Origin of the sequence: Arthrobacter sp. 8AJ, from assembly GCF_902506025.1 — a bacterium.
GTDB lineage: Bacteria > Actinomycetota > Actinomycetes > Actinomycetales > Micrococcaceae > Arthrobacter.
Genome location: NZ_LR733289.1, coordinates 3,348,663 through 3,371,549, shown reverse-complemented (window position 1 = coordinate 3,371,549; position 22,887 = coordinate 3,348,663). Strand labels below are relative to the sequence as shown.

Annotated in this window: 16 protein-coding genes and 1 tRNA gene; 9 read left to right on the top strand and 8 right to left on the bottom strand. The window is 65.3% G+C overall.

The features are described from left to right. Position 1 precedes the first annotated feature (1 nt). On the bottom strand, positions 2-1,735 hold the full coding sequence (locus BACI349Y_RS15595; RefSeq protein WP_442858417.1) for a glycoside hydrolase family 13 protein: 1,734 nt from the start codon (positions 1,733-1,735) through the stop codon (positions 2-4). Between the two features lie 189 nt (positions 1,736-1,924). Here BACI349Y_RS15595 and BACI349Y_RS15590 point away from each other — a divergent pair, with 189 nt between their 5' ends. Continuing rightward, positions 1,925-3,295, top strand: a complete 1,371-nt coding sequence (locus BACI349Y_RS15590; RefSeq protein WP_159632897.1) for an FAD-binding oxidoreductase — start codon at positions 1,925-1,927, stop codon at positions 3,293-3,295. Positions 3,296-3,298: 3 nt separating this feature from the next. On the opposite strand, the gene BACI349Y_RS15585 is transcribed toward BACI349Y_RS15590, so the two are convergent. The 4 genes from BACI349Y_RS15585 to BACI349Y_RS15570 all read right to left on the bottom strand — a co-directional run bounded on the left by BACI349Y_RS15585 (position 3,299) and on the right by BACI349Y_RS15570 (position 8,497). Further along, positions 3,299-4,717: a DUF4032 domain-containing protein gene (locus BACI349Y_RS15585; protein WP_142131112.1), complete on the bottom strand. Its 1,419-nt coding sequence runs from the start codon at positions 4,715-4,717 to the stop codon at positions 3,299-3,301. Positions 4,718-4,868: 151 nt separating this feature from the next. Continuing rightward, positions 4,869-5,951, bottom strand: coding sequence for an ABC transporter ATP-binding protein (locus BACI349Y_RS15580; RefSeq protein WP_159632896.1), 1,083 nt, complete (start codon positions 5,949-5,951; stop codon positions 4,869-4,871). 217 nt (positions 5,952-6,168) lie between these two features. Next, positions 6,169-7,005 carry a trehalose-phosphatase gene (gene otsB, locus BACI349Y_RS15575; RefSeq protein ID WP_159632895.1) on the bottom strand — a complete coding sequence of 279 codons (837 nt, stop codon included), beginning with the start codon at positions 7,003-7,005 and terminating at the stop codon, positions 6,169-6,171. Continuing rightward, positions 6,995-8,497, bottom strand: a complete 1,503-nt coding sequence (locus tag BACI349Y_RS15570) for an alpha,alpha-trehalose-phosphate synthase (UDP-forming) (protein WP_159632894.1) — start codon at positions 8,495-8,497, stop codon at positions 6,995-6,997. Before BACI349Y_RS15570 ends, otsB begins: the two co-directional genes overlap by 11 nt. Before the next feature lie 178 nt (positions 8,498-8,675). Between BACI349Y_RS15570 and BACI349Y_RS15565 the strand changes: the two genes are divergently transcribed. The 6 genes from BACI349Y_RS15565 to BACI349Y_RS15540 all read left to right on the top strand — a co-directional run bounded on the left by BACI349Y_RS15565 (position 8,676) and on the right by BACI349Y_RS15540 (position 15,957). After that, the gene (locus BACI349Y_RS15565; protein ID WP_159632893.1) at positions 8,676-9,563 is read left to right on the top strand and encodes a DsbA family protein; all 888 of its coding nucleotides are present in this window, start codon (positions 8,676-8,678) and stop codon (positions 9,561-9,563) included. Between the two features lie 148 nt (positions 9,564-9,711). After that, a tRNA-Thr gene (locus tag BACI349Y_RS15560) sits at positions 9,712-9,785 on the top strand. Between the two features lie 131 nt (positions 9,786-9,916). Next, a complete protein-coding gene (locus BACI349Y_RS15555) occupies positions 9,917-10,765 on the top strand; it encodes a hypothetical protein (RefSeq protein ID WP_159632892.1) in 849 nt (282 codons plus the stop codon). Between the two features lie 1,219 nt (positions 10,766-11,984). Then, a complete protein-coding gene (locus tag BACI349Y_RS15550) occupies positions 11,985-12,410 on the top strand; it encodes a ChaB family protein (RefSeq protein ID WP_159632891.1) in 426 nt (141 codons plus the stop codon). An 85-nt stretch (positions 12,411-12,495) separates the two neighbouring features. Continuing rightward, positions 12,496-14,667: an elongation factor G-like protein EF-G2 gene (locus BACI349Y_RS15545; protein WP_159632890.1), complete on the top strand. Its 2,172-nt coding sequence runs from the start codon at positions 12,496-12,498 to the stop codon at positions 14,665-14,667. 39 nt (positions 14,668-14,706) lie between these two features. Next, positions 14,707-15,957 carry an MFS transporter gene (locus tag BACI349Y_RS15540; RefSeq protein ID WP_159632889.1) on the top strand — a complete coding sequence of 417 codons (1,251 nt, stop codon included), beginning with the start codon at positions 14,707-14,709 and terminating at the stop codon, positions 15,955-15,957. A 101-nt stretch (positions 15,958-16,058) separates the two neighbouring features. Here BACI349Y_RS15540 and mmsB read toward each other — a convergent pair whose 3' ends face one another. The 3 genes from mmsB to chvE form a co-directional block, all read right to left on the bottom strand. Continuing rightward, positions 16,059-17,339 (bottom strand): multiple monosaccharide ABC transporter permease, encoded by a 1,281-nt coding sequence (gene mmsB, locus BACI349Y_RS15535; protein ID WP_159632888.1) that lies wholly within the window; start codon positions 17,337-17,339, stop codon positions 16,059-16,061. A gap of 4 nt (positions 17,340-17,343) precedes the next feature. Next, the gene (gene mmsA / locus BACI349Y_RS15530; protein ID WP_159632887.1) at positions 17,344-18,873 is read right to left on the bottom strand and encodes a multiple monosaccharide ABC transporter ATP-binding protein; all 1,530 of its coding nucleotides are present in this window, start codon (positions 18,871-18,873) and stop codon (positions 17,344-17,346) included. 106 nt (positions 18,874-18,979) lie between these two features. Then, entirely contained in the window at positions 18,980-20,107 is a 1,128-nt protein-coding gene (chvE, locus tag BACI349Y_RS15525; RefSeq protein ID WP_201302459.1) for a multiple monosaccharide ABC transporter substrate-binding protein, read from the bottom strand. A 267-nt stretch (positions 20,108-20,374) separates the two neighbouring features. Here chvE and araB point away from each other — a divergent pair, with 267 nt between their 5' ends. Both araB and BACI349Y_RS15515 read left to right on the top strand, forming a co-directional pair. After that, a complete protein-coding gene (gene araB / locus BACI349Y_RS15520; protein ID WP_159632886.1) occupies positions 20,375-22,135 on the top strand; it encodes a ribulokinase in 1,761 nt (586 codons plus the stop codon). Next, on the top strand, positions 22,132-22,860 hold the full coding sequence (locus BACI349Y_RS15515) for an L-ribulose-5-phosphate 4-epimerase (protein ID WP_159632885.1): 729 nt from the start codon (positions 22,132-22,134) through the stop codon (positions 22,858-22,860). Before araB ends, BACI349Y_RS15515 begins: the two co-directional genes overlap by 4 nt. Positions 22,861-22,887: the final 27 nt, after the last annotated feature.

Sequence of the window (22,887 nt, the reverse complement as noted above, 5' to 3'; positions counted from 1 at the left end):
GTCAGAGGGCTGCTGCGGCGTCCGGTCCAAGCTGGATCCACGCGGTCTCACCGGAGGCAAGGGCGCGGCCCGCGCCTGCGGGCAGGCTGCGGATCAGGACATGTCCCGCAGGCATTTCCAGCGGCTCGTGGTTCAGGTTCATAACCACCAGCGTAGTGCCGTTCATGTAGCCCAGGGAGTAGCCGGTGCACCAGTCCTCGGCCCAGGACAAGGATCCCCTGCCCAGGTCCAGCTCCCGCCGGAAGGCCAGGGCGTCACGGTACAGGGACAGATGCGACGCCGGTGATTCCGCTTGCAGGTCCCTTGCCAGCGCCTTGAACGAGGCGGGAATGGGCAGCCAGGGGTCGCTGCCCGAGCCAAACCCCAGGTGCGGGTCCCCGCCCCGCCAGGGCAGCGGCACCCTGCAACCGTCACGGCCCAGCCGCTGGCCGCCGGTGCGGGCGAACGTGGGGTCCTGGCGCAGGTGGTCCGGAATGTCGATGCCGTCCGGCAACCCGAGCTCTTCGCCCTGGTACAGGTACGCGGCGCCGGGGAGTCCCAGCATGAACATCGAGGCAGCGGCCGCGCGGCGGCGGCCAAGATCGTGGTCCGGCTGGTGATCTGCCGGGCCAATGCCGTCTCCGTCCCGCGGACCAAGCCCGTTGTACCCGAATCGGCTGGCGTGGCGGACCACGTCATGGTTCGACAATACCCAGGTGCTGGGAGCACCTACCCCGTCGAGGACTGTCAGGGAGTCGGTGATGACGGAGCGGAGGCGGTAGACGTCCAGGCCCGCGTGGAGGTACGGGAAGTTGAACGCCTGGTGCATCTCGTCGGGCCGGACCCAGTGCGCCAGCCGGTGCAGGTCCACGCTTGCCTCGGCGCAGAGGATCCGGTCGGGTCCGTATTCGTCCAGGATCAGCCGCCATGTGCGGTAGATGTCGTGGACAGCTGGTTGGCCGAACATGGGTGCTTCATGGCCCGGGTACCCGTCGCTGCTGCCGCCGTCGGCGCGGCCGCCCCAGGCGGGCAGTCCGGGGGCCTTGACCAGCGCATGGGCGACGTCCACCCGGAAACCTGAGACGCCGCGGTCCAGCCAGAAACGGAGCACGCGTTCGAATTCTGCGTGGACGGCGGGGTTGTCCCAGTTGAAGTCCGGCTGCGAGGAATCGAAGAGGTGGAGGTACCACTGCCCCGGCTGTCCGTCAGTTCCTGCCACCCGCGTCCAGGCGGGTCCGCCAAAGTGGGACTGCCAGTTGTTGGGTGGCTCCTGTCCGTCGGGGCCGGTCCCGTCCCGGAAGATGAACATGTCCCGCTCGGGGCTTCCGGCCGGCGCGGCAATGGCTGCCTGGAACGCCGGGTGCTGGTCGGAGCAGTGGTTGGGCACCAGGTCCACGATGACCCGCAGGCCCAGGCGGTGGGATTCGGCCATCATGACGTCGAAGTCGGCCAGCGTACCGAAGACCGGGTCCACGTCGCAGTAGTCGCTGACGTCATAGCCGGCGTCACGCTGCGGGGAACGGTAGAAGGGCGAGAGCCAGACTGCATCGACTCCCAGGTCTGCGAGATGCGGGAGCTCCTGGGTAATTCCCGCCAGGTCGCCAATGCCGTCGCCGTTCAAGTCACGGAAGGACCGGGGGTAGACCTGGTAGATCACAGCAGAGCGCCACCAGCCCGGAGCGGTGTCAGCAGCATGGATGAGCGTCAGGGGACCGGCACAAGCCAGAGTGTCCTGGGTCACAGTTTCGACAGACATGGAAGTCAGCATAGCTGCGTCGCGCCGATTAACTGAAAACGCTTCCATAATTGTTTCGCGGCGCTCATCGCGCAGGCGAATGTATACAGAGCAAGGGAACTGGAAACGATTACACGGGCAGGTAGCCGCGGTGTCAGCCGGCAGCGCACCTAGACTGGGAAGGTATGTCCGACGACGGGTGGAGGCTTTGTGGGAAGCATCGTTGACGAGCTGGAAGCCATCCTGGCGCCGGGCCAGGTGGACACGGGCGAGGTCCCGCTCCGCCGGTACGCCGTAGACCAGGCGCCCGTGATCGACTTCCAGCTTCCGCAGGCCGTGGTGTTTCCCGAATCAGTGGCGGACGTGCAGGCGGTGGTGAAAGCCTGCCTCGGCAGCGGGGTGGCGATCGTGCCCCGTGGCGCCGGAACGGGTGTATCCGGCGGTGCCCATGCCACCACCAACTGCATCATCCTCTCCCTGGAGCGGATGGACCGGATCCTCGCCCTGAACCCGGACGATGAAACCGCCATGGTGGAGCCCGGTGTGGTCAATGCCGTCCTGAATGAAGCGGCCGCAGAGCATGGCCTCATGTACGCGCCGGACCCTGCCAGCTTCCGGAGCTCCACGATCGGTGGCAACGTTGCCACCAACGCCGGTGGCCTGCGCTGCGCCAAGTATGGGGTCACCCGGGACTCGATCCTGGCCCTGGATGTCGTTCTTGCTGACGGCTCCCTCATCCACACCGGCCACCAGACCTTCAAAGGCGTGGCGGGCTATGACCTCACGGGCCTCTTCGTGGGGTCCGAGGGCACGCTGGGCATCGTCGTCGGAATTACCGTGCGGCTGAAGTACCTGCCCCGGGAAGTACACACCATTGCCGCGTTCTACCCGGACTTCAGGCTTGCCGCCGCAGGCGTCCTGGCGGTGGGAAGGGCCCGTGTCCAGCCCGCCATCATGGAACTGCTCGACGGCGGCACACTGGCCCAGCTCGACGACATCCATGGCTCCGACCTCACCGCACGCGGCACATCACTGCTGCTGATCCAGACAGACGGGTTTGGGGCTGCCGCGGAAGCCGATGTGGTGCGGCAGGTCCTGCGCGAAGGCGGGGCCGCCGTCAGCACCGAGGCCAGCGCCGAAGCCGAGCGGCTGGTGGAGCTGCGACGGCACAGCAGGGGCACCGAGGTGGACGACGAGTACCGCGTGGGCGAAGACGTCGCTGTTCCCCGCTCCCGCTTGGTGGACTACGTTGCGGCGCTCGAGGCCATGGCCGCCGCCCAGCAGGTGCACCTCAAGGTGGTGGCACACGCCGGCGACGGGAACCTGCACCCCACTTTCTGGATCGACCGGCAGGGCCCCGACGTTGAAGCCGGCGCCATGGAGCGGCTCCAGGTGGCCCTGGACGAGTCCATTACCGCCGCCCTGGCAATGGGTGGAACCATCACGGGGGAGCACGGCGTGGGCCAGTACAAGCTGCGCTGGCTTGGCCAGGAGCAACCGGAGCCGGTCCGGGAACTCCAGCGCAGGATCAAGGACCTGTTCGATCCTGCCGGAATCCTCAACCCCGGAAAGGCGATCTAGGCCTCAGTCATCCGAATCCGGGTATTCGTCCTCTGACTCATCGGCACCGTAGCGGGATTCCTCGTTTTCCACCTCGAGGATCTTCAGCAGTTCGGTGTCGGGGTTCAGCATGATCGCGGCCTCGTCCCGGCGGTGCCGGAGGATCGAGTCGATGTAGGACTGCACGGCCTCTGCCAGCGGAATATGGCGCTCCTGCTTCTCCGACATGTACCACCGGTGCTCCAGGACCTCGTGCACCACCTCGGCGTGCTCGAGCTTGCCGGAGAGGTCCCGCGGAATGGAACGCACGATCGGCTCGAAAATCTGGCTCACCCACAGATGGGCGCTGTATTCCTCATCCATCTCCGGGTTGTTGTCCGCCCGGAACGAGTCCATGTCGTTGAGGAGGCGGCGGGCCTGGTTCTCCTGCGCATCCAGGCCGGTGAGCCGCAGCAGCCGCCGCTGGTGGTGCCCTGCGTCCACCACCTTGGGCTGCAGCTGGATGGTGGAGCCGTTCTGGGTGGTCTTGATGGCATATTCCTCGACGTCGAAGCCGAGCTCGTTCAGGCGCCGGATGCGGGCGCCCACCCGCCAGCGTTCGCCCAGCTCAAAGGATTCCTTCTCGGTCAGCTCAGCCCACAGCCGCCGGTAGCTGTCCATGATCAGCTCGCTGGTGGCCACGGGGTCCACCTTCTCCTCGATGAGGCCGCCGTCCAGCAGGTCCATCAGTTCGCCGGCGATGTTGACCCGGGCAATTTCAAGGTCGTATTCGCGCTGCCCTGTGGAGAGGTCGGGGTAAAGCTCGCCCGTTTCGGCGTCCACCAGGTACGCGGCGAAGGCGCCGGCGTCGCGGCGGAACAGCGTGTTGGACAGCGAGACGTCGCCCCAGTAGAAACCGATGAGGTGCAGGCGCACCAGCAGCAGGGCCTGCGCGTCGATGAGGCGGGTGAGGGTGTCCTTGCGCAGCATCTGGGAAAAGAGGGCGCGGTAGGGCATGGAGAATTTCAGGTGCCGGGTCACGAGGACCGGGTTGAGCGGGCGTCCGTCGGGGGTGGTGCGCCCGGTGATCACCGCAACCGGCTCCACGCACGGCACATCGAAGCGGGCCAGCTTGCGGAGCATGTGGTACTCGTGCCGGGCCACGTGCTCGGAGGTTTCCTTGATGGCGATGACAGAGCCGCCCAGGTGGGCAAAGCGCACGATGTGCCGGGAGATGCCGCGGGGGAGTGCCGCGAGGTACTGCGCCGGCCACTCCTCGAGGGCGATGTGCCACGGCAGGTCCAGCAGTTCGGGATCCGCCGCTGCCGCAGTGATATTCAGCGACGATGCTACCGAGGCTGCCTTGTTGTCATCGGCACTGGCTGCCACGAACCGCGGCAGTTTACCGATCTGCGCGTAGTCGGTGGGTTCATCGTGCCACTGGGCGCTGTATTCCTCGGTCATGGGTCAATTCTTCCGTACTCGGGGCAGGGCGGCTAAATTTCGCCCGGACATCGTTAAAGGCCGACGGCGGCCCGCACCGTTTACGAAAAAGGTGCGGGCCGCCGTCGGACAAGCGGCGGTTGTGCCAGGCCCAACCGCCGGAGCCAAGGAATCAGTCGCCGAGGCGCAGGCCGGTCTTGGTGTCGAAGAGGTGCACGTGGCCCGACTGCGGACGGACGTAGATGACCTCGCCCTTCATCGGGGGACGGCGGCCGTCGACGCGGGCCACGATGTCGTGGTCCTTGCCGTCGAGGTTGGTGTGGCCGTAGACGTAGGCGTCGGCGCCGAGTTCTTCGACGACGTCCACTTCCACCTTCAGGCCTTCACCCTGGGGAGCGGTTTCCAGGTCTTCGGGACGGCTGCCCAGCGTGACCGTGGAGCCGTGTGCCTCTTCGAGGACGTCGCGCGGCACGGGGTAGACGGTGCCGCCGAACTGGACGCCGCCGTCCACCACGGGAAGCTCCAGCAGGTTCATGGCGGGGGAGCCGATGAACCCGGCAACGAAGACGTTCTTGGGGCGGTCGTAGAGGTTGCGCGGGGTGTCCACCTGCTGCAGCAGGCCGTCCTTCAGCACGGCCACGCGGTCGCCCATGGTCATGGCTTCAACCTGGTCGTGCGTCACGTAGACGGTGGTGACGCCGAGGCGGCGGGTCAGGGACGCGATCTGGGTGCGGGTCTGGACGCGGAGCTTGGCGTCCAGGTTGGACAGCGGCTCATCCATGAGGAAGACCTGGGGGTTACGAACGATGGCGCGGCCCATGGCAACACGCTGGCGCTGGCCGCCGGAGAGTGCCTTCGGCTTGCGGTCCAGGTACTGCTCAAGGTCAAGGAGCTTTGCGGCTTCGCGGACGCGCTCGGCGCGCTCTTCCTTGGAGACACCGGCGATCTTCAGGGCGAAGCCCATGTTGTCGGCCACAGTCATGTGCGGGTACAGCGCGTAGTTCTGGAAAACCATCGCGATGTCGCGGTCCTTCGGCGGAACATCGGTAACGTCACGGTCACCGATCAGGATGCGGCCGGCGTTGACGTCCTCCAGGCCTGCGAGCATGCGCAGGGAGGTGGACTTGCCGCAACCGGAGGGTCCCACGAGGACCAGGAATTCGCCATCGGCGATGTCGATGTTGAGCTTATCGACGGCGGGCTTATCTGTGCCCGGGTACAGACGCGTAGCGTTATCAAAAGTAACTGTAGCCACAGTTATCAATCCCTTCACCGGCAGGTACGTGCCGGACGATCCGTTGTGAATGGTTCATGTTTATTCAGTTTTGTTCCTGCAAAGTGCTCCGAGCCTGAGCCCGGGGCACAAAATGACGCCGCACGCTGGTTGTGCGCCACATCACACACAGAGTATGCCAGAGGTTGCGCTTCCTTGCGAAAATGTTACGAACGTCACATGTGCCGCCGGCCACGTCCTAACCTGACGCGGCCTGCGGATCCTCCTCGGCAACCGCGATGCTCCGCTCCTGGAGCAGGGCCTCCAGCAGTTCCGCAATGTGGACGGGAGCCTCCACCCGGTATTGGGCCTGGGTGAAATCAAGACCTACCTTGACCCCCACGTCGCCCGGTTCGAGCCGGCCAAAAGCGTCCTCGTCCGTGACGTCGTCGCCGGCGAACAGCACGGCAGTGGCCCCGGTGGCCTGCCGCAGGAAGGTGACACCTTCGCCCTTGGAGGCATTGACAACCGAAGTCTCCAGGACGCGTTTTCCTTCCTTCAGGAAGACTCCCTTGCGGTCCTGGAGCACCGACCGTGCTGCCGCCACTGCATCTTCTGCCACGTCGTCCTCCGCCTGGCGGGTATGCAGGACGACGCCGGCAGGCTTGTCCTCCAGGGAGGTGCCGGGCGCCTCGGCGACGATGCCGGCCAACTCGGCGCGGACCTCTTCAAGGAGCGCCTTCTGGTCCTCTTCAAGGGCCAGTTCGGTGGAGCCCGGCCCCAGCCACGCCTCGGCGCCATGGCTGCCGATCAGCAACGTGTCGACCGGCGGGGAGGCGACCTCCCGCAGGCTGGCGAGGGCGCGTCCGGAGATGAGGGCCGTCGTCGTGCGTGGCAGCACGGCGAGGCCCGCGAACGCTGCGGCGGACCGCGGAAGCGGCCGCGCATCCTGTGCGCGGCCCACGATGGGCGCCATGGTGCCATCAAAATCCATGGCCACGAGCAGGTGCTCCGTGCCGGCGATCCGGCGCAGGGCCTCCCGCAGTTCCGGGGAGAGCGCCAGCGGCGCCTTGGCGCGGCGGCCCTCAGGAGTCATCGCGGACCACCTTTTCATTCAGCGCGCGCAGGAAGTCGGCGGACCAGTGGTCCACGTCGTGGTCCAGGATCTGCTTTCGCATGGCCCTCATCCGGCGCGAGGCCTCCCGCGGGGTCAGCTCGACGGCGGTCATGATGGTGTTCTTCAGGCCGGCGATGTCGTGCGGGTTGATCAGCAGCGCCTGCTTCAGCTGGTCGGCCGCCCCGGCGAACTCGCTCAGGACCAGGGCGCCGTCGTTGTTGTTGCGCGCGGTGACATATTCCTTGGCCACGAGGTTCATCCCGTCCCGCAGGGCGGTGACCAGCATGACGTCCGCGGCCAGGTACAGCGCCACCATCTCCTCCACGGGGTAGCTGTGGTGCAGATAGCGGACGGCGGTGTTTTCGAGGGTGTCGTAGGTGCCGTTGATGTGTCCAACGGTGCCTTCCACCTCCTCGCGCAGAAGCCGGTACTGTTCCACGCGCTCCCGGCTGGGGGAGGCCACCTGGATGAGGGTCGCGTCACCCACCGTGAGCCGGCCGTCCGCCAGGAGCTCCTCGAAGGCTTTCAGCCGGTGCCGGATGCCCTTGGTGTAATCCAGCCGGTCCACGCCGAGCAGGATGGTCTTGGGGTTGCCAAGGTCCTGCCGGATCTGCCGGGCGCGTTCGATGATGTCCGGCCTGGCAGCGAGTTCGGTGATTTGCTTGACGTCGATGGAGATGGGGAAGGCCTGCGCCCGCGCGATGTGGGTCAGCTGGCCGTTGTGGTCCTTGACGTGCACCTGCTGCTGCTTGACGCTGGCACCCAGGAAGCGGCGCGCGGAGCGCATGAAGTTTCCAGCGTCGCTGGGCCGCTGGAAGCCCACCAGGTCGGCACCCAGCAGGCCGTCGATGATGGCCTGGCGCCACGGGAGCTGGGCAAAGATCTCAGGCGGCGGGAACGGGATGTGGTTGAAGAAGCCGATCCGCAGGTCCGGCCGTGCTTCGCGGAGCAACCGGGGCACCAGCTGCAGCTGGTAGTCCTGCACCCACACGGTGGCCCCCTGGTCCGCGTGGCGCACCACGGCGTCGGCGAACCTGGCGTTAACCCGGCGGTAGGCGTCCCACCAGGTGCGGTGGAACTCCGGCGGGGCGATGACGTCGTGGTACAGCGGCCAAAGGCTGGCGTTGGAGAACCCTTCGTAGTACAGCTCCACGTCATCGGTGCTGAGCTGTACTGGAACGAGGTCCATGCCGCCGTGGCTGAACGGCTCGACCGTCTCGTCGGGGGCACCATGCCAGCCCACCCAGGCGCCGTCCGTCTTGGTCATCATCGGTGCGAGGGCGGTCACCAGCCCTCCGGGCGACCGGCGCCAGCCGGAGCCGTCATCGCTGTCGTCCCCCGGTGCCACGCGGTCGACGGGCAGCCTGTTCGAGACCACCATGAAGTCGTACTTGGTATGGCCGGCGTGGCCGGAACCGGAACTGCCGGCCGTAGCTGTTCCGGCTGGTTTTTCCTGGACGGGTGTTTGCATTGCGGCCCCCTGGGGTTGCTTGTGCCTCTAAGCCACCCTAGCCGGACGGAATCATCGGGGCTATTCGTCCGTTGGTCAACCCGGAAGAATGGTTGAACCCGCAAGCTCTCAGCTTTCTCCCCTAAAATGTTGGGGTGCCACCAAGTGGTCCCCCTACGTCGACCGACCCAAGGAACTCATGAGCCCCGCAAACGAAGTACGTAAGTCCAAGGCTGAGCGAACCGCCGAGGCGCGGGAAAAGGCGCGCCTGATCCGCGAAGCGCAGGTAAAGAAGGACAAGCGCAACAAGATGCTGATCGGCTGGGGCATCGTGGCGGCGGTCGTGGCCATCCTGGTGGTGGTGGCCCTGGTGGTCACCAACAGCCTCAAGCAAAACGCGCCGGTTGCGGACCAGGGCCCCGTTCCGGCCAATGCCAACGCCCACGGCGGCGTGACCCTGCTGGCCAACACGGGTGTGGCCAAGACCGAAGCGGCAACCGTTGACGCGGCTTCCGTGGGGGACGCCCCGAAGACTCCGCCCGCCGAGGTAGTGGCCCCGGGTGCCGAGGCAGAGGCAGGCAAGCCGGTGAAGGTTGTCCTCTACATCGACTTCATCTGCCCCGTCTGCAAGAACTTTGAGGCCCAGTACAACGACCAGCTCACCTCGCTGCGCAATGACGGCAAGATCACCGTGGAATACCGTGCCCTCGGCTTCCTGGACAGCCGGTCAACCACCAACTACTCGTCCCGCGCCGCCAACGCCGCGGCCTGTGTGGTCAACGCGTCACCGGAGAAGTACTCCGACTTCTTCAACGCGCTGTTTGCCAAGCAGCCCGCGGAGGGCAGCGCAGGCCTCTCGGACAACGACCTGAAGAAGATGGCCTCCGACCTGGGCGTGAACATCGACTCCTGCGTGGATGACAAGACGTACCGCCCGTTCGTGAAGTTCACCACCAAGGAAGCAGCGGCCATCGGCGTGACCGGTACGCCCACGGTGTTCGTGGACGGCAAGCAGTGGGGCAAGGGGGACAGCGCCCAGACGCCGTTCCCGGACTTCCTGCAGGCAGCCATCACGGCCAAGGGCTAAGGGCCGACAGCCAGGGCAGGGGCCCGCTCCGGATCGTCTCCGGGGTGGGCCCCTGCCGCGTCCGGCGGCGTTCCGGCGCGTTTTTACGCCCGGCGGGAGTTGGGCTAACCTTATCTAGCGCCTTCCCGGCGCACGCCCCCAGGGGCACGCCTCCTTAGCTCAGTTGGCCAGAGCACCGCTCTTGTAAAGCGGGGGTCGTCGGTTCGAATCCGACAGGGGGCTCATACAGAAACCGTGCCGTACCTGGGACCTAGCCCCTAGCGGCACGGTTTTGTTTTGCCCCAAGTGCCGGCATCCCCTCCAAAACCCCTCGGCTTCGCAGAAATGTCGGTCGGTGCTGGTTCAATGAATGCATGGTCTTCGTCCCCTTCGACGCAACTGAAGATGAGCTCGCCGCGCTTTCTGTTATTCGTGACGGCATCCCGGCCACAATGGCCGCGCCTTTGCGCGCTTGGATTACTGAGCAGCTAAAGGGGCCGTTCATGAACGCAATTGGTGTCGCTGCAAACCTAAGACTGGCTCACGATATCCAGTCGGCTCTTCATGTGGACTTGGGTGCGGGAGTGTCTCCGATTGCGTTACAGCGGTTGTTGCAGGAGATCTACAGCAGAGGGGAGCAGACGATTATGCGCGTAACGGACTTCCTTTTGAGCCGACTGTCACCTGCTTCAGGCTCAGCCGCCAGCTTGGCAAAAACCCTTGAATGGTCGCATTGCAAATACAAGGCGGACCTGTCGGGAAAAACCGCGAGGTTGTCATTACGCCTTCCCGCTGGCATGGAGGAAGTCACTCAAAGTGCCATCGAAAGCGCACGTGAAGCAGGGCCCTTGCTTTACAAGGCCTGGCAGTATGCGTTTGGACTTGACGCTCGACCGGCCGAGGCCATGGACTTTGCGGTCAAAGCTGTCGAACGGGTAGTAACACCGGTTGTTTGCCCCAACCATCCGAAGCCGTCTCTGGGGAATGCAGTCGCTTATGTAAGAGATCAAGGCACCTGGGAACATAACCTCCGTGTAGACGGCGATAAGGCTCCCCCCAACACCACGATCCATCACATGCTGCAAACGCTCTGGGCCGGTCAGCACTACCGACATGTGGATCAGAACGCTGTTCCACCCACGCTGGAACAAGCCCAGGCGCACGTTCAGTTGGCTGCGCTGCTGGTCGGCTGGTTCTCGTCCGGGGTCATTCGGCGCGCCTGAGGTCCCCGCCTGGCGTCCCTCATCGCGGCGACGCGCTGCAAGCCATTTGGTCAGCGAAGGGCTGATCACTCGCCGATAGACTGGCTACCGCCCCTCCCACATCTGCTAAAGGAAGAGAAAGCCGCTTCCAGATCAAGAACGATGACGCTCTTCGAACAGTGGACATGAAGCGCCGGTTGTCTTGCCCCCGATATAAAATCCATGTATGTCATCGTGGGGGCCTCGCTTGTCGCTTAAAACAGCTTTGGTTGCAGTGTTCTGTCTGGTGGCCGTGGCCATCGCATCGGGAGCGGTGGTGGCAGGCGTTTTGGAATCTAGTCGAGTAGCGTCAGCCAAAGCCGCCGCAAGCCCCACAGCTGTTCAGCGTCCGCCTTCCGTGGCTACGCCGCAGGCTACGCCAGCGAAGGCCACGTCGACACCGACACCGACAATGACCAGGACACCAACGGCTGCCTCGGTTGTAGCTGACGTGCCTCAGCAGGTCGTGACAACCGAAACGCCAAGAAGTGCAAGGCAGCCCCAACCAGCGCCTGCCCCGTTGCCCACCAAAACTTGCCCTGCCGGAACTGTCACCTCAACGCTTACATCCGTCGATTACAAAGAGACCAGTCGCTACGGATACCCAGAAGTCCTAGTCACGGGCCGAGGCACTATTACTAACGGAACAACCGCTGCGGTACAGATCATGCAGACTGACGTGCCGGATCTTGAGGGCCTCGATGAACGGGGCCAGATAGAAGCTATCCAGACGACCGGCACTTACGATTGGGCACCGCCCCCGGGAGTGCCTAGCGGGGGCGTCATCGATCTCCAGCCCGGTCAGACATTGGCTTTTACCGTTGTCGAGGACACGTACCGACCCTCGTCAACCGTCAAGTATTGGTACTCGTCGACTGAGTCCGGTTCCGTGTTGATGTACTTCACGGATTTCCGCAACGCCAATTGTCACGTCTTCGGCATGCCGGAGCGCAGCGGGAACTCCATTGCGAATACTTTTGTCCCCAAGTCCTAGGATTCCTTCTACCCCTCCGAATCCCATCGAATCCGTGTGAATACGTCGCAGCGGGTAGAGGTGCGTAGGGTTAGGCAATCCCTCGGCTTAGGGCTTGTAAAGCGGGGGTCGTCGGTTCGAATCTGACAGGGGGCTCCACACCACCTCCGGGTCTAAGCTGGATCCCATCCGAATAATCAGCCTGCTGACTAAAGGAGGATGGGTGCCATGCCCAAGACCGGCAAGAACGACCATGCCCGCAAGGACGAGCTTCCCTCGACCCTGCAGCGTTCTGACCAGAAGGCCCAGGACACGTTCGCAAAAACCTACGATTCCGCCCTCGAGTCCTACGACCAGGACGAAGAGCGCGCTGCCCGTGCAGCCTACGCCTCCCTGAAGCACAGCTATGAGAAGGTGGGCGACCACTGGGAGCCCAAGGAAAAGCGCGGCCCCTCTGACAAGCACGCGGAGCAGGACATCCGGTCCTCGGAACCCACCGCCGGCGGAGTCGATGCCAACGCCTCCAAGGAGCACCTCTACAAGCTCGCCAGGGAATTGGATGTCAAGGGCCGCTCGAAGATGGACAAGGACCAGCTGGTCCACGCTCTCCAGAAGGCCAACGACGCCGCTACCCGCAAAGCCCGCAGCAAATAGCCTGTGCTCTTGCCGTCCCGCCGTCCCAAGGTGTCGAATCAGAGGACACGTCCGGTCCGGTCGGCAATGATGCCAGGAGGTTCCAATGTCGGTGAAGAGCACCAGGGAGTCAGCGCGGGCAGCGGGCGGCAGGAACGGGCCTGATTCGAAGCGGGCAGACCAGGCCGCCGGCATCGCGGGGCAGGACCCGGCCCGGATCCGGAACGTGGCCCTGGTGGGGCACTCCGGCGCCGGGAAGACCATGCTGATCGAGACCCTGCTGGCAGCCAACGGCGTGATCACCCGCAAGGGCTCCATTGCGGACGGGTCCACGGTCAGCGACTCGGACCCGGCAGCGGTCCACCAGCAACGCTCGGTCACGCTGTCCCTGGTGCCGCTGATGGTCGACGACGTCAAAGTGAACCTCCTGGACACCCCCGGCTACCCGGACTTCATCGGGGAGCTGAGGGCGGGGCTCAGGGCCTCGGATGCCGCCCTGTTCGTGGTCTCCGCCGTGGACGGCATCGACGCGACCACCACCGCGCTCTGGGGCGAGTGCGCGCACATCGCCCTGCCACGCGCCGTCGTCATCACCAGGGTGGACCACCCGCGGGCGGATTACGACGGCGCCCTGGCCGCCTGCCAGAAAGCGTTCGGCGACGGCGTGCTCCCGCTGTACGTCCCGGTGCCGGCCGAAAGCGGGGCAGCCGGTCTCCTCGGCCTGCTGTCCCAGGAGGTTACTGACTACTCCTCCGGAGATCCCGCACCGGAAATCCGTCCAGCCGCCCCGGAGGAACTTGCAGCCGCCGGCGCCGCGCGGGGCGCCCTGATCGAGGGCATCATCGCCGAGAGCGAAGACGAAACGCTGATGGACCGCTACCTGGAAGGGGAGGACATCGATACAGGGGTGCTGGCGGACGACCTGGAAACCGCCGTCGCCCGGGGCTCGTTCTTTCCCGTCCTGCCAACGTCCGCCGTCACAGGACTCGGCACGGCGGAACTGCTCGATGTCCTGGTGCGCGCCTTCCCGGCACCATTGGAAGGCAAACTGCCGGACACGACCGACCTTGCAGGGGAACCGGGTGGAAGACTGTCCTGCGATCCCGATGGGCCGCTCGCCGCTGAAGTAGTGCGGACCTCGAACGATCCCTTCCTGGGCCGCATCTGCCTGGTGCGCGTCTTCTCCGGGACGCTGCGGGAAGACACGCCTGTCCACGTGGGCGGACACGGCCTCGCTGACCGCGGGCACCAGGACCACGACACCGATGAACGCGTCACCCACATTTACTCCCCGCTGGGTGCCAGCCTGCGGCCTGTTCCCTTCTCCGTGGCAGGTGACATGTGCGCCCTGGCGAAGCTGGGCAGCGCTGAAACCGGGGACACCATTTCCGCCCGGGAAAGCCCGCTGCTGCTGGCCACGTGGGAGATGCCCGAACCGCTGCTGCCGGTTGCCGTGGAAGCGGATTCCCGCAGCGACGAGGATGCGCTGGCCCGCAGCCTTGGCCGGATCGCGGCCGGGGATCCCACCCTGCGGGTGGAGCGGAACGCTGAAACGCACCAGCTGGTGCTGTGGTGCATGGGTGAGGCACACGCCGAGGTGGTCCTGGACCGGCTGCGGGAACAGGGCGTCAAGCTGCACACCGTGGACGTGGTGACACCGCTGCGGGAGACCTTCGCTGCCCCCGCCACCGGCCATGGACGCCACGTCAAGCAGTCCGGCGGCCACGGCCAGTACGCCGTGTGCGACATCCAGGTTGAACCGCTGGACCGCGGCGGCGGGTTCGAATTCGTGGACAAGACAGTGGGCGGCGTCATCCCGGGAACGTTCATCCCGTCCATCGAAAAAGGAGTCCGGACCCAAATGGACAGGGGAGTGTCTGCGGGTTTTCCCGTGGTGGACCTGCGGGTGACCCTGACCGGTGGAAAGGCCCACAGCGTCGATTCCTCCGACGCGGCATTCCAGGCGGCGGGGGCCCTGGCCCTCCGCGAGGCGGCGGCCGCTGGAAAAATCCAGCTCCTGGAACCGGTGTCCTCCGTGTCCATCACCGTTGCCGACGAACATGTGGGCACCGTGATGAGCGATTTGTCCGGGCGGCGCGGACGCCTCACCGGCACAACCTCCTCCGGCGAAGGGCTGACGGAGATCAGCGCCGAAGTCCCGGACCAGGAACTCCTGCGTTACGCAGTGGAACTGCGGGCCCTGACGGCAGGTACGGGCCGGTTCCGCCGGCAGTACCTGCGGCACGACCCCGTTCCCCCCAACTTCAGCCCGTCCTGATCCGCCCGGCCAGGAACAGCCCGAAGGGAACGGCCGCCGGTGAACGCCGCAGCACGAAAGATCCAGAACGTCTACCTGACGCTGACGCTGGGAAACACCCTTGCGGCGTCGTTCATTTGGGGCATCAATACGCTCTTCCTGCTCGATGCCGGGCTCACCAACCTGGAGGCCTTCGCGGCCAACGCCTTCTTCACGGCAGGGATGGTTCTCTTCGAGGTGCCCACCGGGGTGGTGGCCGACAGCTGGGGACGCCGCACGTCCTTCCTGCTGGGCACTGTGACCCTGGCCGGGTCCACCTACCTGTACTACCTGCTGTGGCAGTTGTCGGCTCCGTTCTGGTGGTGGGCAGCAGTGTCTGCACTCCTGGGCCTTGGCTTCACCTTCTTCTCGGGGGCCGTGGAGGCCTGGCTGGTGGATGCCCTCCACTTTTCCGGCTACGACGGTGGCCTCGAAGCCGTCCTGGGCCGGGGCCAGATGGTTTCCGGCATCGCCATGCTGGCCGGGTCAGTAGCGGGCGGGGTCATTGCCCAGGCCACCAACCTGGGCGTGCCGTTCCTGCTGCGCGTCGCGGTGCTGGTGGCCATGTTCGCTGTTGCCTTCCTGCTCATGCACGACGTCGGCTTCACCCCCGAGCGGTCGGCGCACCCCCTGCAGGCCACCCGCGCAGTCCTGCAGGCCTCGGTGGACGGCGGACTGAAGAACCCCCCGGTGCGGTTCATGATGCTGGCCGCCCCGTTCACGGAGGGCGTGGGATTCTACGTTTTCTACGCACTCCAGCCCTACCTTCTGCAGCTCTTCGGCGATCCCAGGGCCTACGCCATCGCAGGCCTGGCAGCAGCCATCGTTGCCGGCGCGGACATCGTGGGCGGCTGGCTTGCCCCGCTGGTCCGGAAGCTGGTCCGCCGGCGCACCACGGTACTGATCGCCTCCACCATCACCAGCTCCGTGGTCCTGGTGGTGCTCCTGGCCACCCACATCTTCTGGCTGGCCCTGGTGCTCCTGGCGCTCTGGGCGGTGGTTGCCTCCGCCGGCACCCCCGTGCGCCAGGCGTACCTCAACGACATGATCGCCTCGAAGCAGCGGGCCACCGTCCTGAGCTTCGCCTCGCTCATGGGGTCCAGCGGGGGAGTGGTGGTGCAGCCGCTGCTCGGGAGGACCGCGGACCTTTACGGCTACCCGGCGTCACTGGCCCTGGGCGGCGCGGTGCAGCTGCTGGCGGCCCCCTTCATCGTGCTGAGCCGCCGCCGGCGCTCGCCGGCAGATGCGGCAACCGGCGTGGCCGCGCCCTGAGCAGTTGCCCGGAACCGCCACGGGCGCACGCAGGAAGGCCCCCGCTGCCAGGACTCGGTCCGGGGCGGCGGGGGCCAACAGGTGCACGGGTGGGGTGTTTCCTACTTGATGCCTGCCTCCACCGTTTCGCTGGCGGCAGGCGCCGGCTTCTCTGCTGCCGGCGGAGGGCTGGTCTTGAGCTTGAAGCGCTTGCCAATGTTGCCGCCGCCACCGCTGCGGTTCTTGTTGAAGATGTCGAAGCCGACGGCGATAAGGAGCACCAGGCCCTTGATGAGCTGCTGGTAGTCGGTGCCCAGGCCCAGGATGGACATGCCGTTGTTGAGGACACCCATGATGAGGCCGCCGATCATGGCTCCGGCCACTGTTCCGATGCCGCCGGTGACGGCGGCGCCGCCAATGAACGCCGCGGCGATGGAGTCGAGTTCGAAGCCGGTTCCGCCGGCCGGCTGTGCCGAGTTGAGGCGGGCAGTGAAGACCAGGCCGGCCAGTGCGGCCAGGACGCCCATGTTCACGAAGAGGCGGAAGGTAACGGCCTTGGTCTTGATGCCTGACAGCTCAGCTGCGTGGAGGTTGCCGCCGATGGCGTACGTGTGGCGCCCGAAGACGCTGTTGTTCATCAGGGCGGTGTAGGCGATTACCAGTGCGGCCAGCACCACCAGGACGATCGGCGTGCCCCGGTAGGACGCCAGCAGGAAGGTGATGACGAGCATGAGCAGGGCCGTGAAGGCGGTCTTGATGACGAACCAGACCAGGGGTTCGCTTTCGAGATCGAACTTCCGGCGGATCCTGCGCTCCTTGAGCGCCTGGATCAGCAGGGCAACCGTGGCGCCAACGCCCAGGATGACGGTGAGCCATTCCAGCACGGAGGTGCCGCCGGAGATGTCCGGGAGGAATCCTCCGCCCAGGGCCCGCAGCTCGGCGGGGAAGGGGGTGATCTGCTGGTTCTTCAGGGTGATGAGGGTCAGCCCCCGGAAGATCAGCATGCCCGCCAGCGTGACGATGAAGGCCGGGATCCCCACGTAGGCGATCCAGTAGCCCTGCCAGGCACCTACGAGGGCGCCGACCAGCAGGCAGGCTGGGATGGCGGCCCACCACGGCCAGCCCCAGTGCACGATCATGACACCGGCCACGGCGCCGATGAACCCGGCCACCGACCCGACGGAAAGGTCGATGTGCCCGGCGATGATCACCATCACCATGCCGATGGCCAGGATGAGGATGTAGCTGTTCTGGACCACCAGGTTGGTGACGTTCTGCGGTTCCAGCAGGATCCCGCCCGTCAGTCCCTGGAACAGCAGGACGATCAGGATCAGGGCAACGAAGATGCCGACCTGGCGGAGGCGGCTGGTGAGGAATCCGAGCGATTCTCGTAGGGCGGACATTTCGCTATTCCTTCTCTTTGGTCATGTAGTGCATCAGGGTCTCCTGTGTGGCCTCGGCGATGGGCACCTCACCGGTGATGTGCCCGGCAGCGAGGGTGTAAATTCGGTCGCAGATGCCCAGGAGCTCGGGGAGCTCCGAGGAAATCACAATCACGGCTTTTCCTTCGGCCGCGAGTTTGGCGATGATCGTGTAGATCTCGTACTTGGCCCCGACATCGATTCCGCGGGTGGGCTCATCGAGGATGAGTACGTCCGGGTCGGAGAACATCCATTTGCTCAGTACCACCTTCTGCTGGTTTCCGCCGGACAGCTTCCCGGTGATGGCGGCCACCGACGGGGCTTTGATGTTCATGCTCGTGCGGTAGCCGTTGGCCACCACGGTTTCCTGGTTCTTGTCCACGAAGCCGCCCTTGGCGAGCTTACGCAGGGCTGCCAGGGAAATGTTCCGCTTGATGTCCTCGATGAGGTTCAGCCCGTAGTGCTTCCGGTCCTCGGTGGCGTAGGCGATGCCGTGCCTGATAGCGTCGGACACCGTTGCGGTGTTGATTTCCTCGCCGTACTTGTAGACCTTGCCGGAGGTGGCGGTGCCGTAGGTGCGGCCGAAGACGCTCATGGCAAGTTCGGTGCGGCCGGCACCCATGAGGCCGGCAAGGCCCACCACCTCGCCCTTCCTGACGTGGAGGTTGGCGTTGTTGACCACCATGCGGCTGTGGTCCTGGGGGTGGCGCACGGACCAGTCCTCAATCCGCAGCACTTCCTCGCCGATTCGCGGCTCGCGGTCCGGGTACAGGCTCTCCAGGTCCCGGCCCACCATGCCGCGGATGATCCGCTCCTGGGTGATCTGGCCTTCGTCGAGCCGCAGGGTCTCGATAGTCCTGCCGTCCCGGATGATGGTGACGGCGTCCGCCACCTTGCGGATCTCATTGAGTTTGTGGCTGATGATGATGCTGGTGACGCCCTGGCCCTTCAGGTGGAGGATCAGGTCCAGCAGGTGGCCGGAATCCTCGTCATTGAGGGCGGCCGTGGGCTCGTCCAGGATCAGCAGCTTCACTTCCTTGGACAATGCCTTGGCGATTTCCACCAGCTGCTGCTTACCGACACTGATGTGCTGCACGGGGGTGACAGGATTCTCGTCCAGGCCAACGCGGGCCAGCAGCTTGGCTGCCTCGAGGTTGGTCTTGCGCCAGTCCACCCATCCATTGGTGGCCTGTTCATTGCCCAGGTAGATGTTCTCGGCGATGGAGAGGAACGGGCTCAGGGCCAGTTCCTGGTGGATGATGACAATCCCGCGCTTCTCGCTGTCCGAGATGCTGGAGAAGTTGCAGGGTTCGTTCTCGAACAGGATCTCCCCGTCGAAAGTGTTGTGTGCATAGACGCCGGACAACACTTTCATGAGCGTTGATTTGCCGGCCCCGTTTTCACCGCAGATGGCGTGGACCTCGCCACGGTTCACATCCAGGGTGACGTCCTGCAGCGCTTTCACGCCCGGGAACGTCTTGGTGATTCCTCGCATTTGAAGAATGGGTGTGTTCATCGTCAATTCCCACTGACTGGTCGAAGCTGGGCCTTCCTGCTGCTGCAGGAGGCTGCGGGCGGGGCTGTGGCCGGATGGAGGTCCGGCCACAGCCCCCGGGCGCTGACTACTTGACGTCGGAGTCCTTGTAGTAACCCGAGTCGATCAGTTCCTTCTTGTAGTTGTCCTTGGTGATGATCACGGACTTCAGCAGGAAGGCCGGGACAACCTTGACCTTGTTGTTGTAGGTCTTGGTGTCGTTGGTTTCCGGTTCCTGGCCCTTGAGGACAGCATCAACCATCTTGACGGCCTGCGCGCCGAGCTGGCGGGTGTCCTTGAAGATGGTGGAGTACTGCTCGCCGGCGACGATGGACTTCACGGAACCCTTTTCGGCGTCCTGGCCGGTTACTACGGGCAGGCTTCCCTTGGCGTAGCCGCCGGTGCTGGTGAGGGCCGAGATGATGCCGATGGACAGGCCGTCATACGGGGACAGGACGCCGTTCAGCTTGGTGCCGGAGCTGTACGCGGAGGTGATGATGTCCTCCATGCGCTTCTGGGCCACGGGTGCCTGCCAGCGGAGGATCGCTGCCTGCTCAAATTTGGTCTGTCCGCTGGGGACCTTCAGGGTGCCGGCATCCATGTACGGCTTGAGGGTGTCCATGGCGCCGGTCCAGAAGAAGTTGGCGTTGTTGTCGTCGGGGCTGCCCGCGAAAAGCTCGATGTTGAAGGGGCCCTTGCCGTCCACCTTCTTGCCGCTGGCATCAACGAGGCCCAGCCCGGTCAGCAGCGAGGTGGCCTGCTGGACACCAACGGTGTAGTTGTCGAACGTGGTGTAGTAGTCGACGTTGGGCGTGCCGTTGATGAGGCGGTCGTACGCGATGACCTTGACGTTCTGCTCCTTGGCCTTGGCCAGGACGTCAGTCAGGGTGGTGCCGTCAATGGCGGCGATGATCAGGGCCTTGGCGCCCTTGGTCAGCATGTTCTCGATCTGCGACACCTGCGTGGGGATATCGTCATTGGCGAACTGCAGGTCCGTCTTGTAGCCGAGGTCCTTCAGGGACTTCTCCACGTTGGCGCCGTCAGCGATCCACCGTTCGGATGTCTGCGTGGGCATTGAAATGCCTACCAGTGAATCACTGGGCTTGGCGGCACCGCTGGGTTCGCTGGCCCCGCCGCGGGAGCCGCAACCTGTGGCGCCCACCGTCAGGGCGAGGACAAGGGCCACCGCGCCCATCAGTTTTTTGATTCTCACCATTTTCTCCTTCCGCGGCAGCACTGCCGCGAAGTGTTGGTGGACCAGGCAGCACCAGTGCTCCCTGGTCCTGGCCACATTGTTGATGTGTCGGTTCAATATAGACCGGTTTGTGAACGCTAACAAGACTGCCCGGCAGGAATTTCGGAAACTTTTCGGCTTCATTGACTTCTTCTTTGTTAGCGTTCACACTTGCTGCAGCACGTAGCTACACCCTGACCCCTACAAACCCGGTAATGAGGCCTAAGCCTCCCGGACGGAGGCAACCCCATGCCAGATGCGCTGTTCACTCCCGGCTCCGAGTCCCACCATGACCATTGTGTCATCGGGGTGGATTACGGAACCCTTTCAGGCCGTGCCGTGGTGGTGCGTGTCCGCGACGGCAAGGAACTGGGCAGCGCCGTCCATGAGTACCCCCACGCGGTGGTTACCGACGTCCTGCCCCGGGACACCGCGGGCGACGACGGCGCCCGCCTTCCCGGGGAATGGGCACTTCAGGTGCCCAACGACTACCGGGACGTCCTGCGGACCGCCGTCCCCGCCGCGGTGGCGAACGCCGGGATCGACCCCGCCGCCGTCGTCGGCATTGCCACGGATTTCACTGCCTGCACCATGGTTCCGGTCAAGTCGGACGGCACGCCCCTCAACGAACTGCCCGGCTTCGCCAACCGCCCGCACGCCTATGTAAAGCTCTGGCGCCACCATGCTGCGCAGGGCCAGGCCGACCGGATCAACCGGCTTGCCGCTGAACGGGGGGAGGACTGGCTTCCCCGCTACGGGGGCCTGATCTCCTCCGAATGGGAATTCGCCAAGGGGCTGCAGCTGCTGGAGGAGGACCCGGAGGCCTACGCCGCGATGGACCACTGGGTGGAGGCTGCGGACTGGATCGTCTGGCAGCTGTGCGGCCGGTATGTCCGCAACGCCTGCACTGCCGGCTACAAGGGCATCTACCAGGACGGCCGGTATCCGTCCGAAGAGTTCCTGGCTGCCCTGAACCCGGACTTCAAGGACTTTGTCAGCTCCAAGCTGGAGCACACCATCGGCCAGCTGGGGGACGCCGCCGGCACCCTGACGGCGGAGGCAGCCGCCTGGACGGGGCTGCCCGAGGGCATCGCGGTGGCCGTGGGAAACGTTGACGCCCATGTCACGGCCCCGGCCGCGAAGGCTGTGGAATCCGGCCAGCTGGTGGCGATCATGGGCACCTCCACCTGCCACGTCATGAACGGCAGCGAGCTGCGCGAGGTGCCGGGAATGTGCGGTGCCGTGGATGGTGGAATCGTGCCGGGCCTGTGGGGCTACGAGGCCGGACAGTCAGGCGTGGGCGACATCTTCGGCTGGTTCACCAAGTACGGCGTCCCGCCCGAATACCACCAGGCTGCCAAGGACGTCGGACTGGGGATCCACGAGTACCTCACCGAACTGGCTTCCCGGCAGGCCATCGGAGAGCACGGCCTGATCGCGCTCGACTGGCATTCCGGCAACCGTTCGGTCCTGGTGGACCACGAGCTTTCGGGCATTGTGGTGGGCCAGACCCTGGCCACAAGGCCCGAGGACACCTACCGCGCGCTGCTGGAAGCCACCGCCTTTGGAACCCGCACCATCGTGGACGCCTTCCGCGACGCCGGGGTTCCGGTCAAGGAATTCATCGTGGCCGGCGGCCTGCTCAAGAACAGGCTCCTGATGCAGATCTACGCAGACGCCACCGGCCTGCAGCTGTCCACCATCGGCTCGGAACAGGGTCCGGCCCTGGGATCGGCCATCCACGCTGCTGTCGCAGCGGGCGAATACGCGGACATCCGTGCGGCCGCCGCGGCCATGGGTGCCGAGCCCGGGGAGGTCTACACGCCAATTCCCGAAAACGCGGCCGCCTACGAAGAACTGTTCCAGGAATACAAGGCCCTTCACGACTACTTCGGCAGGGGCGGCAACGACGTCATGCACCGGCTCAAGGCCATCCAGCGCAAAGCCGCGCGCACCGGCCTCTCCGGCGCAGGCTCCGTGTCCGAATCACCCGTGGAGGTGTCCGCATGAGCGCCTCAGCAGGCGCCGGAACCGGCCTCCTGGAAACCATCGCCCGTGTCCGGGCGGAGGTGTGCGCCCTGCACGCCGAGCTGACCCGGTATGGCCTGGTGGTGTGGACCGCGGGCAACGTCTCCGCCCGCGTGCCCGGCACCGACCTCATGGTCATCAAGCCCTCCGGTGTCTCGTACCAGGACCTGACCCCGGAGCAGATGATCGTGACCGACCTGTACGGCACCCCGGTCAGGGGCACCAACCTTGGTGGGGGCGGCACGGTGGACTGGGGCAACCCGCCGCTGTCGCCGTCGTCGGACACCGCCGCGCACGCCTATGTGTACCGGCACATGCCGGAGGTGGGCGGGGTGGTGCATACCCACTCCACCTACGCCACCGCCTGGGCCGCCCGGGGCGAAGCCATCCCGTGCGTGCTGACCATGATGGGGGACGAGTTCGGCGGCTCCATCCCGGTGGGCCCGTTCGCGCTGATCGGCGACGACTCGATCGGCCACGGGATCGTGGAGACGCTGAAGAATTCCAAATCCCCGGCGGTCCTGATGCAGAACCACGGCCCGTTCACCATCGGCAAGGATGCCCGGTCCGCCGTGAAGGCCGCCGTCATGTGCGAGGAAGTGGCCCGCACCGTCCACATTTCCCGGCAACTGGGCGAGCCGCTGCCCATCAACCAGGACCACATCGACTCCCTCTACGCCCGCTACCAGAACGTTTACGGCCAATAACCGGCCCAAGACTCTTCCCAGGAGAAT

Bases quoted from the DNA above. Each gene is read 5' to 3' on its own strand.
- BACI349Y_RS15595 (WP_442858417.1), bottom strand. From the start codon at position 1,735: ATGTCTGTCGAAACTGTGACCCAGGACACTCTGGCTTGTGCCGGTCCC.
- BACI349Y_RS15585 (WP_142131112.1), bottom strand. From the start codon at position 4,717: ATGACCGAGGAATACAGCGCCCAGTGGCACGATGAACCCACCGACTAC.
- otsB (WP_159632895.1), bottom strand. From the start codon at position 7,005: ATGACTCCTGAGGGCCGCCGCGCCAAGGCGCCGCTGGCGCTCTCCCCG.
- BACI349Y_RS15570 (WP_159632894.1), bottom strand. From the start codon at position 8,497: ATGCAAACACCCGTCCAGGAAAAACCAGCCGGAACAGCTACGGCCGGC.
- BACI349Y_RS15565 (WP_159632893.1), top strand. From the start codon at position 8,676: ATGAGCCCCGCAAACGAAGTACGTAAGTCCAAGGCTGAGCGAACCGCC.
- BACI349Y_RS15555 (WP_159632892.1), top strand. From the start codon at position 9,917: ATGGTCTTCGTCCCCTTCGACGCAACTGAAGATGAGCTCGCCGCGCTT.
- BACI349Y_RS15550 (WP_159632891.1), top strand. From the start codon at position 11,985: ATGCCCAAGACCGGCAAGAACGACCATGCCCGCAAGGACGAGCTTCCC.
- BACI349Y_RS15545 (WP_159632890.1), top strand. From the start codon at position 12,496: ATGTCGGTGAAGAGCACCAGGGAGTCAGCGCGGGCAGCGGGCGGCAGG.
- mmsB (WP_159632888.1), bottom strand. From the start codon at position 17,339: ATGTCCGCCCTACGAGAATCGCTCGGATTCCTCACCAGCCGCCTCCGC.
- mmsA (WP_159632887.1), bottom strand. From the start codon at position 18,873: ATGAACACACCCATTCTTCAAATGCGAGGAATCACCAAGACGTTCCCG.
- chvE (WP_201302459.1), bottom strand. From the start codon at position 20,107: ATGGTGAGAATCAAAAAACTGATGGGCGCGGTGGCCCTTGTCCTCGCC.
- araB (WP_159632886.1), top strand. From the start codon at position 20,375: ATGCCAGATGCGCTGTTCACTCCCGGCTCCGAGTCCCACCATGACCAT.
- BACI349Y_RS15515 (WP_159632885.1), top strand. From the start codon at position 22,132: ATGAGCGCCTCAGCAGGCGCCGGAACCGGCCTCCTGGAAACCATCGCC.